Source organism: Clostridium senegalense JC122, assembly GCF_000285575.1.
GTDB lineage: Bacteria > Bacillota > Clostridia > Clostridiales > Clostridiaceae > Clostridium_J > Clostridium_J senegalense.
On record NZ_HE611050.1, the window covers coordinates 1,046,849 to 1,063,500 of the forward strand.

12 protein-coding genes and 1 riboswitch are annotated in these 16,652 nt (G+C 25.3%); of the genes, 2 read left to right on the forward strand and 10 right to left on the reverse strand.

Features of this window, described 5'->3' with window-relative positions; genetic code table 11:
• Nucleotides 1-53: 53 nt before the first annotated feature.
• Nucleotides 54-638, reverse strand: coding sequence for a hypothetical protein (locus tag CSGHG_RS05570; RefSeq protein ID WP_155844732.1), 585 nt, complete (start codon nt 636-638; stop codon nt 54-56).
• Between the two features lie 744 nt (nt 639-1,382).
• On the opposite strand from CSGHG_RS05570, the gene CSGHG_RS05575 reads away from it, so the two are divergent.
• Complete coding sequence (locus tag CSGHG_RS05575; protein ID WP_010293346.1) at nt 1,383-2,786, forward strand: alanine/glycine:cation symporter family protein; 1,404 nt, start codon at nt 1,383-1,385, stop codon at nt 2,784-2,786.
• A 577-nt stretch (nt 2,787-3,363) separates the two neighbouring features.
• Complete coding sequence (locus CSGHG_RS05580; protein WP_010293348.1) at nt 3,364-4,767, forward strand: alanine/glycine:cation symporter family protein; 1,404 nt, start codon at nt 3,364-3,366, stop codon at nt 4,765-4,767.
• A 631-nt stretch (nt 4,768-5,398) separates the two neighbouring features.
• Here CSGHG_RS05580 and CSGHG_RS05590 read toward each other — a convergent pair.
• The 9 genes from CSGHG_RS05590 to CSGHG_RS05630 all read right to left on the reverse strand — a co-directional run bounded on the left by CSGHG_RS05590 (nt 5,399) and on the right by CSGHG_RS05630 (nt 16,108).
• Nucleotides 5,399-6,400 carry a hypothetical protein gene (locus CSGHG_RS05590; protein ID WP_026022240.1) on the reverse strand — a complete coding sequence of 334 codons (1,002 nt, stop codon included), beginning with the start codon at nt 6,398-6,400 and terminating at the stop codon, nt 5,399-5,401.
• Between the two features lie 471 nt (nt 6,401-6,871).
• The gene (locus CSGHG_RS05595; RefSeq protein ID WP_010293353.1) at nt 6,872-7,702 is read right to left on the reverse strand and encodes an energy-coupling factor transporter transmembrane component T family protein; all 831 of its coding nucleotides are present in this window, start codon (nt 7,700-7,702) and stop codon (nt 6,872-6,874) included.
• Entirely contained in the window at nt 7,702-9,405 is a 1,704-nt protein-coding gene (locus tag CSGHG_RS05600) for an ABC transporter ATP-binding protein (protein ID WP_010293354.1), read from the reverse strand. Before CSGHG_RS05600 ends, CSGHG_RS05595 begins: the two co-directional genes overlap by 1 nt.
• 101 nt (nt 9,406-9,506) lie before the next feature.
• Entirely contained in the window at nt 9,507-10,064 is a 558-nt protein-coding gene (locus CSGHG_RS05605) for an ECF-type riboflavin transporter substrate-binding protein (protein WP_010293355.1), read from the reverse strand.
• A gap of 216 nt (nt 10,065-10,280) precedes the next feature.
• Complete coding sequence (gene thiT, locus CSGHG_RS05610; RefSeq protein ID WP_010293356.1) at nt 10,281-10,874, reverse strand: energy-coupled thiamine transporter ThiT; 594 nt, start codon at nt 10,872-10,874, stop codon at nt 10,281-10,283.
• Nucleotides 10,875-10,972: 98 nt separating this feature from the next.
• Nucleotides 10,973-11,632 carry a thiaminase II gene (gene tenA / locus CSGHG_RS05615; RefSeq protein WP_010293357.1) on the reverse strand — a complete coding sequence of 220 codons (660 nt, stop codon included), beginning with the start codon at nt 11,630-11,632 and terminating at the stop codon, nt 10,973-10,975.
• A 120-nt stretch (nt 11,633-11,752) separates the two neighbouring features.
• Nucleotides 11,753-11,854, reverse strand: a riboswitch (TPP riboswitch).
• A 272-nt stretch (nt 11,855-12,126) separates the two neighbouring features.
• Nucleotides 12,127-12,780 (reverse strand): tRNA (guanosine(46)-N7)-methyltransferase TrmB, encoded by a 654-nt coding sequence (trmB, locus tag CSGHG_RS05620; RefSeq protein WP_010293358.1) that lies wholly within the window; start codon nt 12,778-12,780, stop codon nt 12,127-12,129.
• Between the two features lie 251 nt (nt 12,781-13,031).
• Nucleotides 13,032-14,537: a DUF1846 domain-containing protein gene (locus tag CSGHG_RS05625; protein ID WP_010293359.1), complete on the reverse strand. Its 1,506-nt coding sequence runs from the start codon at nt 14,535-14,537 to the stop codon at nt 13,032-13,034.
• A gap of 332 nt (nt 14,538-14,869) precedes the next feature.
• Nucleotides 14,870-16,108, reverse strand: a complete 1,239-nt coding sequence (locus CSGHG_RS05630) for a sensor histidine kinase (RefSeq protein WP_010293360.1) — start codon at nt 16,106-16,108, stop codon at nt 14,870-14,872.
• Between the last annotated feature and the right edge of the window lie 544 nt (nt 16,109-16,652).

A 16,652-nucleotide genomic window follows, 5' to 3' on the forward strand; every position in this document is an offset into this window, starting at 1 on the left:
ATTAATTAATCTATTTTAATATCTAATAAAAAGTAGTCCTAAAATAGAACCAATTAAAATTCTACTTTAGGACCATTTGTACTCTTTCTATATACATTATAATTGCACATATAAATGTATTCCCTTATCATAATTTTATTTTCTATATTTAATATTATAGATTTTTCCTTTAAATTGTCATCCATATAATTTTCACAAAAATTATATACTTTTTTATTAGGAAATATTATATATTTAATTATATTTAAATTTAACTTTACATAATTTCCAACAAAAATTTTTTTGTCCTTTAAATTCATAATCTTTTCATTGTCTAAATATATTCTAATTCCAGGGTAATATTTTAGATATTTAATATCTGAAGTATTTTCATATTGTAAATCTAACATATTAATTTCCGATTTAGTTGAAAATTGATTGTAAAAGTTAAAGTAATTTTTGTCTTCTTCAAATTTATATAGTATACTATCATTTAAAAATTTGATTTCATTTTTTAAAATATTAATATACTCTTTTATTGTTAGAGATCGGCATAAAAAGCTATATTCCATATTATTTTCACAATTAAATTTATAATGCATTTCATTCTTTATACTGATAGAATTTTTTTCACTTCTTCTCTCTCTAAATTCTTTCATTGATTTATAAAATTTATTCATATTTTTAATACTTTCAAAAATATAGCTATTTTTTCTAAAAAATCCTTATTATTATTTAAAGCTTCCAAACTTTACTCCCCCTAAATTACAATAAATTATCTTCACTCATTAATTTGATTTAAACACGTAAAATACCTTTATTTTTCTTTTAAATTTCTGTTAATTTATATGTATATACATTCATATTTACATTATATGTTTAGTAAAAATTAAAAAATAATTATTTATTGAAAATTGATTTTTTTCTGACTTTTTTGTATACTTATATACATATAATTACTTTTTGTTATATTTTTTATATTTTTTACTTTTTTATACATTGAATATAATTTAATTTTTTTGTGAAATATCTCAGGAAATAAACTAATACTTAAAGCTATTTATTAATCTAAAAATTTAGCTTTTTAGAAAGTTTTTTGAATTTAAAGTTTTTACAAACATATTTCACTATTTTAGGTATCCAAGTTTTGAAATGTATAATTTTAAAATTTAACTTGGAACTTTATAAACTCTGTTTCTATTTATATATTTAAGTTTTTTATTTTTAAAACTATTTTCAGTATTTTTTATTAAACTTAATTAATTATAGATATACTTATTTTTTTAAGTTAATATTTAAAATTATATAATTTTAAATTCAAATTTATAAACCTAAATAACAATCATAATTTTAATTATTTATTATTCACTAGAGATTAATTTTAAACTCGAGGGGGAATTTAAGTGGAATCTTTTAATAATTTTATTGCAACAGCTAATAACTATCTTTGGGGATATGTACTAATAGCCCTTTTGTTAGTTCTTGGTATATATTTTTCTATAGGTACTAAGTTTGTTCAATTTAGATATATAAAAGAAATGTTTATACTTCTTTTAAATGGAGGTAATAAAGATAAAAAGAAAGAAGGTAGTGTATCTTCCTTTCAATCCTTTTGTATAAGTACTGCTTCTAAAGTAGGTACTGGTAACATTGCAGGAGTTGCTATTGCTGTAGCTTTGGGTGGTCCAGGAGCAGTCTTTTGGATGTGGCTTATAGCATTAATTGGTGGTGCTTCTTGTTTCGTAGAATGTACATTAGCACAGATTTATAAAGTTAAGGATGGAAATGCTTACAGAGGTGGTCCTGCCTATTACATGGAAAAAGGACTTAATAAAAGATGGATGGGAATATTATTTTCAATACTTATTACTATTTCTTTTGGACTAATATTTAACTCTGTGCAAGCTAATACAATCTCAGTGGCTTTTAATACTGGATTTGGAGTAAGTAAAACTACTATAGGTATTATCCTTGTTGTTGCTACATCTTTGATAATATTTGGGGGGGTTACAAGAATTGCTAGGGTTTCTGAAATAATTGTACCTATTTTTGCCATAGCTTATATAATTGTATCACTTTTAGTCCTTGTACTAAATATTACTCAACTTCCAAATATCTTAAAAATAATTTTTCAAAATGCCTTTGGATTAAAAGCAATTACATCTGGTGGATTAGGTGCAACTATAATGCAAGGTGTCAAAAGAGGTTTATTCTCTAATGAAGCTGGAATGGGTAGTTCGCCAAATGCTGCTGCTGCCGCTGAAGCATGTCACCCAGTAGAACAAGGTCTTGTTCAAACTCTAGGAGTTTTCGTTGATACTATAATAATTTGTAGTGCCACAGCATTTATAATTTTATCTTCTGGAACTTATGCGGATTCAAACCTTACTGGCATAGAATTAACACAGCATGCTCTTACTTCACAAATAGGTTCTTTTGGCAACTATTTTATAGCAATTTGTATTTTGTTATTTGCTTTTAGTTCTATAATAGGTAATTATTATTATGGGGAATCTAATATAGAATTTATTAAAACTAATAAATTCATCCTAACTATATATAGAATTTGTGTTGTTGGAATGGTTATGTTTGGTTCTTTAGTTAAAGTAGAATTTGTTTGGAATATAGCTGATTTCTTTATGGGCTTAATGGCAATAATAAATTTAATTGCTATATCACTTTTAGGTAAATATGCATTTTCGGCATTAAAAGATTATACAGCTCAAAAAAAAGCAGGTATTAAGAATCCTATATTTAAATCATCATCTATACCTGGATTAAAAAATGCTGATGAATGGAAAGATTAATTAATAGTTAATTATTTCTACTACAAAATATTGTATAAATTAATCTCTATTGGATTTTTATAATGTGAAAGTGTCTTAAAATTTATTTTTATTATTTTAAGACATTTCCTTTTTTGTATATTTTTATTTAGTTTTTATTTTCAATAAAATTCCATTTTATTATTTTACTACTTTAAATTATATGAATGCCTATGAAATTATAACCATTCACACTTTTTTAACATTTTAATTATAATTTTTATCCATAAACTCTATAAATTTCTTTCATTTCTTTATTTATCACCCTCTAGATGGTATTTTAAAATTTTTTCTCTACTTTTGAATTTTTTGTTAACTGTTTATAAAAAATACTTATTTTTGAATTTTACTTTAATTTAACTATCATTTTACTGTTAATTTGTTCTATTCTTATTTTGTTGAAAATTGACTTTTTTTAGTGTATTTCGTATTATTATTATATATTGAAAATTCATTACTTTATTTGCGTTATTTATTTAATATATAAAAAAACATAAATACGTTCATACTAAAATAATTCATAGAGATTAATTTTTATTTTTTACTGAGGAGGAATTTCATGGACTTTTTAAATAATTTAATTTCAACAACCAATACCTATCTTTGGGGATACATACTAATTGCACTTTTAATATTATCAGGCTTATACTTCTCTATAAAAACAAACTTTGTTCAATTTAGATACATAAAAGAAATGTATAGACTTCTTGTTAGCAAAGATAGTAAAGCTGGCGGCAAAGAAGGTAAAGTTTCTTCTTTCCAATCATTTTGTATAAGTACAGCTTCTAAAGTTGGAACTGGAAACATAGCAGGAGTTGCTATTGCTGTTTCTTTAGGTGGTCCTGGTGCTGTATTTTGGATGTGGATTATAGCTCTTATAGGAAGTGCTTCTGGTTTTGTAGAATGTACATTAGCACAAATCTATAAAGTTAAAGATGGTAAAGCATTCAGAGGTGGTCCTGCTTACTACATGGAAAAAGGACTTAACAAAAGATGGATGGGAATAATTTTCTCAATATTAATTACAATATCTTTTGGATTAATATTTAACTCAGTTCAAGCTAATACTATTACTGTAGCTTTCGATAGTGCTTTTGGAATAAGCAGAAATGTTTCTGGAATTATTATAGTTATCCTTACATCATTAGTAATCTTTGGTGGAGTTACAAGAATAGCTAGAGTTTCAGAGGTAATAGTTCCTATTTTTGCTATAGCTTATATAGCAGTTGCAATATTAGTACTTGTTTTAAATATTACTCAAGTACCAGCAATATTAAAACTTATATTTGAAAATGCATTTGGATTTAAATCAGTAACTGCTGGTGGACTTGGTGCAACTATAATGCAAGGTATTAAAAGAGGATTATTCTCTAACGAAGCTGGTATGGGAAGTTCTCCAAATGCCGCTGCTGCAGCTGAAGCATCTCACCCAGTTGAACAAGGATTTGTTCAAACATTAGGAGTTTTTGTTGCTACTTTAATAATTTGTAGTGCTACTGCATTTATAATATTAGCATCAGGAACATATTCAGACACAAATCTTACTGGTATAGAATTAACACAACAAGCTTTAAGTTCTCAAATAGGACCATTTGGTAGTGTATTTGTTACTGTATGTATTTTCTTATTTGCCTTTAGTTCTATAATTGGTAATTACTACTATGGACAATCTAACATAGAATTTATAAAAACTAACAAAGTATTCTTAAATGTTTATAGAGCATTAGTAGTTGCAATGGTTTTATTCGGATCATTAGTAAAAGTAGATTTTGTTTGGAACTTAGCTGATTTGTTCATGGGAATTATGGCTATAGTAAACTTAATAGCTATACTATTCTTAGGTAAATATGCTTTCTTAGCTTTAAAAGACTATATTGCTCAGAAAAAAGCAGGTGTTGAAACTCCAGTATTTAAAGCATCCTCTATACCTGGATTAAAAAATGCTGATGAGTGGGAAAACTAATTAATTTTTCTATCATCTAATTAAACAATAATAAAATTTAATTTAAAATTATTTGTATTACTATAGAATTTATAACTTTTTATCAATTAATCTCTAATGAATTATATAAACAAAAAGGTACTTTAAAGTACCTTTTTTAATTTATATGCAACTTTTTAAACTTATTTTTCCTTTAACCCTTCACTTAACACATATTGAAAGTCCCGTAGCTCTTCTACTGATGGATACGTTAATTTCAAATACATTGCCTTATTTATAGTTTTTAATGCATCATCATATTGAGATACTAAGTATTTAGCTTTTGCTACATTATATAAATACTCTATAGAATTACTTTTAGTTTTATCAATTCATCATAATATTTTAAAACTTTTGTATAATAATATTTATTATATTTATTTATTTCAATAAGATTTCCTTTTATCCATTTATACATACTTATTTCATAACCTACTTTTTTACTTTTATACCATAATACTATTTCATTTAACTTTTCTTTTTATTTTCCAAATTTACAACATCTATTTTATTAAAACATAATATAGTATGTGGAATTAAACTACTTATTTTTTATCTTTATATTCTAATAAATCTAATCTACAAGTAAAGTCTCGTATTTTCCATCCTATTATTATATTTTTATTTTTCTAGAGCAAACTTCTTTTATATTTAAATAACCTACGTTATCCCCTTTCCCTTCATAATCATCTAAAATCTGTACTCCCTCTCCTGTAACTTTACATATACCTATATGTCCATATCCCTTGTAATTATAAGCATATATAATTTCATCTTCTTTATCATTGTCTAAATCTAATTTGATAATGTCATTTTCACCACCAAATTTATTTAGAGAAATAACTTCTGCTCCTTCTGGTATAACATCTTCTATATTAAAATATAATTCACTCTCCCTTAACCTATTATATGTTTTTCCTGTTTTCATAATGGATTGATATATAACTTTCATTTTTCCATATTCATCTATATCTAATAATGTTTCTATAATTCCCAACATATGTTCATTTGACGGTTCAATTATAATTTGTTGTATTAATAATGAATTATAATTTTTTCCTACTTGTTTTACTGGATAAATAGCATTTATAGGAGATATATGTGGAGCATTACTACCCAAAACTTTTCCACTTCTGCTATATATATCATTTAAACATTCATCATTACTATCATTAATATTTAGAACAAACTTTTTTTTAGTTTCCTCACAAAAAATTTCAATATTATAATCCTCTAAATACCTAGCTTTAAATTTATATTTTTCATAAAAACTATTATAATTAAAAATCTCTGTTAAGTTTCCTTCCTCATACCTATATACATGTGCAATTAAATGTGCTATTTCTCCTCCTAAAGCACCTCTTATCATAATCTCTTGTTTATCATTTTCAGTAAAATTAATTAAAGCTAAATCTAAATCATAGCCCTTTACATTTAAATGTATAGTTTCTTCTCTCATTTTTTTTTGCTGTATGACAACATCTACTGATTCAATATAATTATTATCTTCATCAAATGGACATCCCATTAAAAAAACTAATTCTCCTTCACTTTTTCCTGTAACATAACCATTTTTTACAGAAATTACATTTCTATTGTATCTATATAGGCCCATTTCTTCCTCCAAAATTATTCCTTCTACTAAACAATATATTTAATATTTATGTTTTAGATACTAAATCAAGTTAAATTTTTACATAACATAAAACCTTCACAACGTTTTTATGCTGTGAAGGTTTTATATTTACTATTTATATATGGAAACAACCATGTGCGTAAAGTTACGCCACTTTATTCCAATAAAATATCTTTTTTTAATTTATTCAATAACTTTAAAATATTTTCATACAAAATGCAGTGTTAAACTCTAATTGATTCAGAGCATGTTCACTATGTTCCTAATAATTCTAACCATATTTTTTCTATTTTATATAAATTTGCAAAGCAAATTATATTGTTAGGTTAAAAGAAACTGGACTCAAGTTTCATTCTAAACTATTAACTAAATGCAGTTGTACTTATTTTTATAGACTGATAACAAAGATTTGATGAATAAGTCTAAATATATCTTTTCAAATTTGAAATTCTATATAAATGGATTATAAAATCTACTATTATTTTTTAGTATAAAGTATAATGATAAAATAAATAACCCTATTACTAGAATTAAAGCTATATAATCATTTTTTCTAAAATCTCTTGCATTATACCATGTACGTTTTTTCATTTTTCCAAAAGCTCTTAACTCCATAGCTGCACTTATAGTATCTATTCTATCTAAACTTGAAAATATTAAAGGCATAAGTATAGATGCTGAATTTTTTATTCTTTTGCTTAATTTTTCTTTTTTAGACATGTCTATTCCTCTTGCTTGTTGTGCAAAAGAAATATCTTTATAATCCCTTTGAATATCTGGTATATATCTTAAGGCTATTGCAACTGAATAAGCTATACGATAATTAACACCTATTTTATTTAAGGAAGATGCAAATTCACTTGGATCTGTAGCTAGTATAAATAAAAGTGCTACTGGTATTACGGAAAAATACTTTATTGTTATATTAAATTGATAAAATAATTGTTCTAATGTTAAAGAATAATTACCTAGCATATGAAATAATACATGTTTAGTTTTGTATATTTCTACACCTTGATAAGGTGAGAATATAAATATAGCTATATTATTAAGTAGTAGAAAAAATAATATAAAGTATATTATTATTGCCACATTTTTAAAATTCAACTTAGACATTTTGAAAATAACTATACTTAAAACAAACATAACTACTAAAACTCTAGTATCATACGTTAACATAGATGCTAAGGCCCATAATATAAAAAATATAAGTTTTGTAGCTCCCGTCAAGTTATGTATTATTGAGTCTTTATTTATATAAGACAGCATCGTATCACTCATTATTTTCTTCCACCCCTATCTTCTTCAATAAATCTTTCAATAAACTTTTTAGGATTATCAATATTAGATTTTAATGCCAATTTTTGCAAAGATGTTTCTTTAAGATTAGCTGCCTCTATTATCCTGTGATTAGTTAAAATATTCATTGATAAATCATCAGCAATCTTCTCTCCCTGTGATAAAACTATAGCTTTGTTGCTATACTCCAACATTAGATGCATATCGTGAGTAATCATTATAATAGTTACTCCCTTTTTATTTAATTCTAATAAAAACTCCATAATTTCATTATAATGTTTGAAATCTTGTCCAGCAGTTGGTTCATCTAATATTATTATTTCTGGATTTAAAACTAAAATTGATGCTATTGTAACACGTTTTTTTTGACCAAAACTCAATGCAGATATTGGCCAATTTCTATACTCATATAATCCACAAATCTTTAAGGTTTTATATACTCTTTCTTCTATTTCTTCTTTACTTATTCCTCTAACTTTAAGTCCTAATGCAACCTCATCAAATATCATAGTTTTAGATATCATTTGATTGGGATTTTGCATTACCATACCTATTTTTTCTGCTCTTTCTTTTATCGTGTTTTTTTCTATATCTATACCATCAAAAAATATTTTTCCAGTAGTTGGTTTATAAAATCCACATATAAGCTTAGAAATAGTGGATTTTCCTGCTCCATTTTTTCCTACTATACTAACCATATCTCCTTTAGATATACTAAATGATACATCTTTCAATATTTGTTTTTCTTCATTATATTGAAATGAAACATTCTGAAGTTCTAGTATAAATTCATTTTTTTCTTTTTTCTTTTTATCTACTGAATTAAGGTACCAACTATTTAATTTTTCTTTACATTCATTTATATCTATTATTTCTACATTTTTAGCGTTCATTTCCTCGGTAATATGACATCCTGCATATTTAAGAGCAGTTATATATAAAGGTTCTCTTATTCCATTTTCAATTAAAATGCTTGAAGCTAAGAGTTTATTTGGTGTGATATCTTCTATTATTACACCATCATTCATAACTATTATTCTATCAACATCACAATGTAGTACATCTTCTAATCTATGTTCTATTATTAAAACTGTTTTATTAGTTTCCTTTTGTATTTTATCTATAAGTTCAATAGATGTTTTTCCTGATGCTGGATCTAAACTTGCTAAAGGCTCATCAAAGAGTAATATATCTACATCATCTATAATAGCTCCTGCTAATGTTACTCTTTGCTTTTGACCACCAGATAAATTATGTGGTGATGAATACAGATGACTATTTATGTCAACTAATCTAGATACATTCTCAACTTTATCTTTCATATTTTTTTTCATAACACAATAATTTTCTAATTTAAAAGCTATATCTTCTCCAACTGTTAATCCAATAAATTGGCTATCTGGATCTTGTAGTACTGTTCCAACCATTGTAGATATTTCAAAAATACTTAATTCATTGGCTTCTTTACCTTTAATTTTTAAACTTCCTGTAGTTTCTGCTTTATGTGAAAAAGGAATTAAGCCATTTATACAATTTGAAAGTGTACTTTTACCACATCCTGAAGGTCCCACTATAAGAACTTTTTCTCCTTCATATATAGTTAAATTTATATTTTTCAATGTAGGTTTAGCCTGAACTATATATTGAACTGAAAAATCCTTAAATTCTAGAATTGGTTTTTTCATATATTGTCCTCCTTTTTTAATCTATACAATAACTTTTTATTATTTTTATGAAATATTGATTTTCTCAATTAAAATACCGGAGTTGTTTCTCCGGTATACTTTTAGTATTCTTTATCTAGACTACCTTTTTTTGTTCTAGTTTTAGCATAATTGTTTATAAGGATAGTTCCTAATATTCCAACTGTAATTGTATTAGATACTCCCCCTATAGCACCTTGTAAAAAAACCTTATTAGAAGGCTCTGCATATATTAAAATATCTAAACCTGGTGCAACTAATCCCCATGCTATAATATTGGATATAATTTGTACAATATTAAAAACAGTAATTTGTTTTTTTCCAAAAATACCTTCATCAATCTTAATTTTTTTACAACACACGCCTATAATAAACCCCATAATAGCAGAGGCTATAACCCAACTTATCCAAGGTGAGCCATAGAAGATTATATCTTTTAATCCATGACCTATAAGACCGATTAAAAATCCTGCTAAAGGACCGTACAATACGGACATTAATGCTAAAAATGCATAAGCAGTTTCTATATTTGTATTTGGTATACCTGTTGGTATTGACCCAAAACGACCTAATATCATAAATACGGCAGATCCAATTCCAACAGCTACAATTGTTTTAATTGGTAATGTATTACGTTTCATCTTTATCTCTCCAAACATTTAATACAAATAAAATTTCATATTATCTTAAATTATAATTTCATAATTATACACCGTTAAATATAAAATTAAACAAGCTAAAAGTCAAGTGTCATATTAAAATTAAATATAAAAAAGCTATCTTAAAATGTTTTTTATTTTAAGATAGCTTTAAATTTATTTATGAAAAATATATTAGATTTTAAATATAAACCAAACTTATACTGGTTTAGCTATTTTGCTAAATCTTTTTATTGGTAAAACTGCCATTAAACCAACTGTTAATAGTCCTTCTACCCCTGCACTACTTATATTATAAATAAATGAGTATAACCAAACATTCATTCCATCAGGTGCATATTGCCCAAAAAATACTGCTCCTGACACTATATTTACAAGTACACTTAGGGACACTGATAGCAAACAGCCTCCAATTAAATTTAACTTTTTACTGCTTCCAAAAGTTCCAGCAAGTCCTAATGCCATTGTTGAAAGCACATAATCTAATAAAAACTGTGCTGGATGCACTACCGTTGCTCCATTTAATAGTTTTAAAAGTCCAAAAATCATACCACCTGTAAGTCCCACTCTTCTTCCATATAATATAGATAAAAGCATTACAGGCAACATAGAAAATAAACTAATTCCACCACCTTGAGGATATTTTATAAATTGTATTAAATAAAGTACAAATGATATTGCACTAAACATAGCTGTAATAACCATAGTTCTTATATTGAATTTTTCTTTTCTTAAGTCTATAAAATACATAATCATTAAAATTACACTAAGTATTGTAACTAATATAACCATTACCATGCTCCTTTTGATTTTAATATAACTATCAATCACTAATTAAATTTGAAAAGAAGAAAATTTTTTACTTATATACCAGCATAACATAACCAAATCTACATATCTTGATTTGCCATGTTCCAAAACTCCATTTCATAAAGACTACATTTTACAAATATATCTTTTAGCTTTTCTTTTTCTTTTTCATTTAAATCATTACAAATTTTATTTACATACTCTAACCATACATCTGTAAAATCGTTAAAGTCTTTAGAAGAATATTCTTCAATCCAAGGTCTATAAAAGTTTTTCTCTAAATCATCTTTATAATTTTCTAATAAATACTTACCTATATAATTGTAACTCCAAGTACATGGTAGTGTTGCAATAGCTATTTCTTTTATATTCCCTGTTAATGCTATTGACTTCATATAACTTGTATAATTTATTGTAGCAATGTTATACTCCATTTTTTCAACATCCTCTATCTTATAACCATGATCTGTTAAATATTTTATATGAACTGCTGTTTCATCTTCCATAGTTCCCTTAGTTGAACTATAAAAAAACTTCATTTCTTCCATAGTATCAGCTTTTACAACCCCTACACAAAACACTTTTGCATATTCCTTAAGGTATAAATAATCTTGTATAAGATATTTGATAAATTTATTTTTATCCAATGTTCCCTTAGCTAAATTACATATAAATGGATGTTTTTTATATCCTTCCCATATTTCCTTTGAACTTGAATATAAATAATCTGTAAACTTCATAAAACTCCCCCTAATTTCAATATTAAAAATTTTCCAAACACAATAAAAGCTATACCCAACTTGGATATAGCTTTTTATACTTAAATATAAAACTATAAAATTTGCACAAAACTAAAACTTTTCGTTTTAATAACGCTTTCCTACGCTGGTATTATCCAATTTCAGGTTCAAGGGTTAGTATATGTATACCTCTCAGCTTTAATAGCACCCCTAGCTAATTATATTATTCTCTTTTCAATATTCATTATAAAACAAATATATTAAAATATCTACATTTATACTAAATATTCTTAATTAATATTAATTCCTTTTTATCTATTATAGTGTTCCAAATTAAATTTTAAAATTATTTATTTATCAAATAAGGACACTCAAATTGATATTTTATCAATAAATAACAGGTTCTTTTAGTTAAAAGTTAAGATTGAACAGTTGTGGTTATTACTACTCACTTCGTTCCTAGTAATTATCAACGTATCTTTTTATAAATTTTATTATAATGTTGCAATTAAAAACTTTGTTTTTATTCCTTGTGCTGTAAACATTTCTTCATGTTCTGTTACTACATTACCTTTAAAATCACTTTTATGTAAATCATAAGTTATGTACTTTATATTAAATTTACACTCTTTAAAATACTCTAATGACTCTTCAAAAAGTTCATCATCATCAGTTTTAAACCATATTTCTCCGCTCTTTTTTAAAAAAGTTTTGTATTTATTTAATTGTCTTGTATGTGTTAATCTTCTTTTCTTATGTTTTTCTTTGGGCCAAGGATTACAAAAGTTTATATATATTCTATCGATTTCATCTTTTTCATCTAACATCTCTTCAATAAGTCCAATTTCCTGTGCCATAAGTTTTACATTGTCAACTTTTCTTTCCTTTTTATCAACTGCATTTTCTATATTTCTTTTTGCTAAAACTAAAACTTCATCTTTTATATCTATAGCTATATAATTAATATTTTCATTTTCTGCAGCATGTACAGCCATAAATGTACCTTTTCCACAACCTAACTCTAAGTATAACGGTTGAATCCTGTTAAAGCTTTCCTTCCATTTCCCTTTATATTCACTAGGTTTAGCAACAAAAAAATCACAACTTTCTAATTCAGGTCTAGCCCATGGCTTTCTTCTCATTCTCATATTAAATCACTCCATATCTTACAATATATCTTTATATTTTTAATGCAAATCACTAGACTTTATTATACATAAAGCCTTTAATTGTATCAATCATAGTTAAGTTTTAACATATAGTTTTTACTTATAAAAATTCAACTCATAATTTAAATTCAATTTTTTATGTAGCTATCTCATCTTTAGACATAATAAAAGGGTAATCCCTTTTATTATATTATTTTATTTTGAGATTACCCTATAAAAATATATTCTATTTAATTGTAATAAAGATTTTCTGATGGATATTCTGGATCACAAGTTATATCTATTCCAATTTTTCTAAATGTCTGTTCATCATTTTTATTTAGTATTGTAGTTGAATGTGCTTGACATCCTTTAAGCATTGGTAATTTTGCCATAGCAACTTGAGCCATAGGATTTGTAGCTGCACAAATACTAAGTGCTATTAATATTTCTTCACATGTTAATGCTGTGTTTTTACTACCTAATGTTTTAGATTTTAAGTTTATTATTGGCTCCAATATAACTGGTGATATTAAATGTATTTCATCTGATATGTTAGCAAAATGTTTAATAGCATTTAGTACTACTGCTGCTGTTGCATCCATAACATTTGAACTTTTACCTGTTAATATAGTTCCATCTTCAAGTTCTAAAGCTACTGCTGGGCATATTTCATTTTTTGCACAGTTTTCTTTAAGTTTTGCTGAATGCTCTCTCGCTGGCATTACAACTTTTCTATCTTGCTCTTTTAAATTAAGTTCTTCCATTATAAGTTTTACTCTTTGGAAAGTCTCTTTATCTGCATAACCTTTTTTATAATCACATGCTGTTTTAAAGTATCTTCTAATAATTTCTTGCTGTGATGCTTCTTTTACTACATCATCATCTATTATTCCGTATCCAACTCTATTAACTCCCATATCTGTTGGAGATTTATAAACAGCCTCTTCCCCAGTTATTTTTTCTATAATTCTTCTTAAAACTGGGAAACTTTCTATATCACGGTTATAGTTTACTGCTACTTTTCCATAAGCATCAAAATGGAATGAATCTATCATATTTACATCTTTCAAGTCTGCTGTAGCAGCCTCATAAGCTATATTAAGAGGGTGTTTTAGAGGTACATTCCAAACTGGGAATGTTTCAAACTTCGAATATCCTGCTACATTACCTCTTTTATACTCATGGTATAACTGGCTAAGACATGTTGCAAGTTTTCCACTTCCTGGTCCTGGTGCTGTAACAACTACTATTGGTTTACTTGTTTCAATGTATGGATTTTGTCCATATCCTTCATCACTAACTATAGTATCTACATCTGTTGGATATCCTTTTGTAGATTTATGCTTATATACTTTTATTCCTCTACGTTCTAACTTATTTATAAATACTTTAGTTGCTGGTTGACCTTCATATCTAGTTATTACCACACTGTTTACGTCTAGTTCATAAGATCTCAAATCATCTATTAGTCTTAAAACGTCCATATCATATGTAATACCAAAGTCGCCTCTTATTTTGTTTCTTTCAATATCCCCTGCATATACACAAATAACGACTTCAACTTTTTCTTTTAACTTGTGTAATAATTTTATTTTTGCATTCTCATCAAAACCTGGTAAAACCCTTTTGGCATGTAAGTCAAATAATAATTTTCCACCAAACTCTAGATATAGTTTGTCATAATTATTAACTCTTTCCAAAATATATTTTGATTGTTCTTCAAGATACTTCTTATGATCGAATCCTATTTTCATTTTTTCACCCTCACTTATTAAGACTTAATTTTTATTAATTTACAATCTTTATTTAAATTTTTAATTAATAATAGTGAGTATTTTATTTATAAATTACTCACTATATCAACTATTAATATTTAACTCTATTCACTTATAGTATCTGTGTTTTGTTTTAAGTTTATGTTATTTATTTAATTTATCATTACAAAGTTAGATGATACCATAAATTTTATAATATTGTATAGATATTTTTTTTAAATACAGTGATTATGTTAAAATATCTCTACCCTATATTGATTTTTTTCAATATACTATTGTTATACAAAATAATCCAAAGTAAATTTTGGATTTTAATATAAATCATAGAATTCTACTGATACTTTATCATTTACCGATTTTATATTATTATTTATTAATGACATGTTCATTTCATCCTTACAATTACACTTTACAATAGGAAGTTCAATAATAAATTCACTACCTTCTTCTAATTGTTCATTTAAGTAAACTTTACCATCATGAAGAACTACTAAGGACTTTACTAATGCCAAACCTATACCTGTACCACTTTTTTCTTTATTATAATTTTTATTACTTTGTGCAAATCTGTCAAATATATGCTCTCTAAATTCTTTTGGTATACCTATTCCATCATCCTTAACTCGTATTACAACAAAATCATCTTTTTTAGAAACATATACCAATACATTTCCATGTTCTTCTGTAAATTTTATTGCATTAGATAATAAATTTAAAATTACTTGTTCTAATTTATCCTTATCAGTTTTTATTTCCAACTCTTCAAAATCTGTATCAAATATAATATTTATATTTTTTATATCAGCATAAGGAACTACCGACATTGTTACGTCTTCTATTAATTTAACTATATTATAATCTTTAAAATTCATTTTCATAAATCCACTTTCAATTTTAGTTATATCTAATAAATTATTTACAAGTTTAAGCATTCTATTACAATTTTCTCTTATAATACTTTCATATTTATCATAGGAACTTCTAAAATCCTCTACGCTTAATTTTCTCTTATTATTTAAAAGTTGAACAGATGAATATATTATATTTATAGGAGTTCTCACTTCATGGGATAAATTCGAAAAAATTTCTGTCTTTATTCTATCATATTCTTTTATTTCGTCATATTTTTCTTTTAAAATATCAACTTCATTTTTATAACTAAGATCTCTAGAAACTATTATTTTTCCTACAGATTGTCCTTTTTCATTTAGCATATTTGTTATTAATGACTCTACCACAACTAATTTATCTTGTTTAGTTAAAATTTTATGTTTAATCCAAATATGATTTTCACAATCTGAATCTAAAAATTTATTATTACAAACTTTAAAACTAAATAATTTGTTATAGTGCCTATTATTAAGTTCATCCCTATCATAACCTAAAGTTTCTAAAACTGCATTATTAATATATGTTATTATTCCATCATTATCTATCGTTATTATTAAATCTTTAATATTTTCAGTTATTGTTGCTAATTTATTTTCACTTATAACTAACCTTTCATGAGCCTCATACTCGTCTGACATATCTACTAATGTACATACCATTCTTTCAACATTATTATTAAGGTGTATTTTTTGTATATCTAGATTATGAACTTTTCCATTATTAAATAATACTTTTTTATATAATCCATCCTTCTCTATTTTAAATTCTATTTCATCTTTATCATTAAAAATAATATACTTTTTAATTTCAATTCCAATTCTTTATTCTGCTCTTCTATTGAGTTAAACTTATTACAACTAGATTCTCTTATTTTTTATTAGCATAAACTATATTCTCGTTTTCGTCATACACTACAACTTCATTTCTTTGATTATATTCAGCCAGCTCATAAAATATCTTTAACTCTTTTTTAACCTATCACTTTCTTTTCTTTTATAACCATTTCAATAAATAATCCTAAAATAAGTGAGTTAAACCCCAAAAAAGTTAATATGTTGCATCCACTATATATATTTTCTATTTTAAATTTTATAAAACATAATAAATATATTCTTTTTATTGTAAAGAAACCTAAACTTAAAATAATAATTGTATATATAAAATCTTTATTTTTCTACTTTTTTTCATAAGTGATGTTAATAC

What these genes read in the sequence shown, in the direction of transcription:
- CSGHG_RS05605 (WP_010293355.1), bottom strand. Translation starts at nt 10,064, where the DNA reads ATGAAACGTAATACATTACCAATTAAAACAATTGTAGCTGTTGGAATT.
- CSGHG_RS05625 (WP_010293359.1), bottom strand. Translation starts at nt 14,537, where the DNA reads ATGAAAATAGGATTCGATCATAAGAAGTATCTTGAAGAACAATCAAAA.
- CSGHG_RS05595 (WP_010293353.1), bottom strand. Translation starts at nt 7,702, where the DNA reads ATGAGTGATACGATGCTGTCTTATATAAATAAAGACTCAATAATACAT.
- tenA (WP_010293357.1), bottom strand. Translation starts at nt 11,632, where the DNA reads ATGAAGTTTACAGATTATTTATATTCAAGTTCAAAGGAAATATGGGAA.
- CSGHG_RS05580 (WP_010293348.1), top strand. Translation starts at nt 3,364, where the DNA reads ATGGACTTTTTAAATAATTTAATTTCAACAACCAATACCTATCTTTGG.
- trmB (WP_010293358.1), bottom strand. Translation starts at nt 12,780, where the DNA reads ATGAGAATGAGAAGAAAGCCATGGGCTAGACCTGAATTAGAAAGTTGT.
- CSGHG_RS05600 (WP_010293354.1), bottom strand. Translation starts at nt 9,405, where the DNA reads ATGAAAAAACCAATTCTAGAATTTAAGGATTTTTCAGTTCAATATATA.
- CSGHG_RS05590 (WP_026022240.1), bottom strand. Translation starts at nt 6,400, where the DNA reads ATGGGCCTATATAGATACAATAGAAATGTAATTTCTGTAAAAAATGGT.
- CSGHG_RS05570 (WP_155844732.1), bottom strand. Translation starts at nt 638, where the DNA reads ATGAAAGAATTTAGAGAGAGAAGAAGTGAAAAAAATTCTATCAGTATA.
- thiT (WP_010293356.1), bottom strand. Translation starts at nt 10,874, where the DNA reads ATGGTTATATTAGTTACAATACTTAGTGTAATTTTAATGATTATGTAT.
- CSGHG_RS05630 (WP_010293360.1), bottom strand. Translation starts at nt 16,108, where the DNA reads ATGGTATGTACATTAGTAGATATGTCAGACGAGTATGAGGCTCATGAA.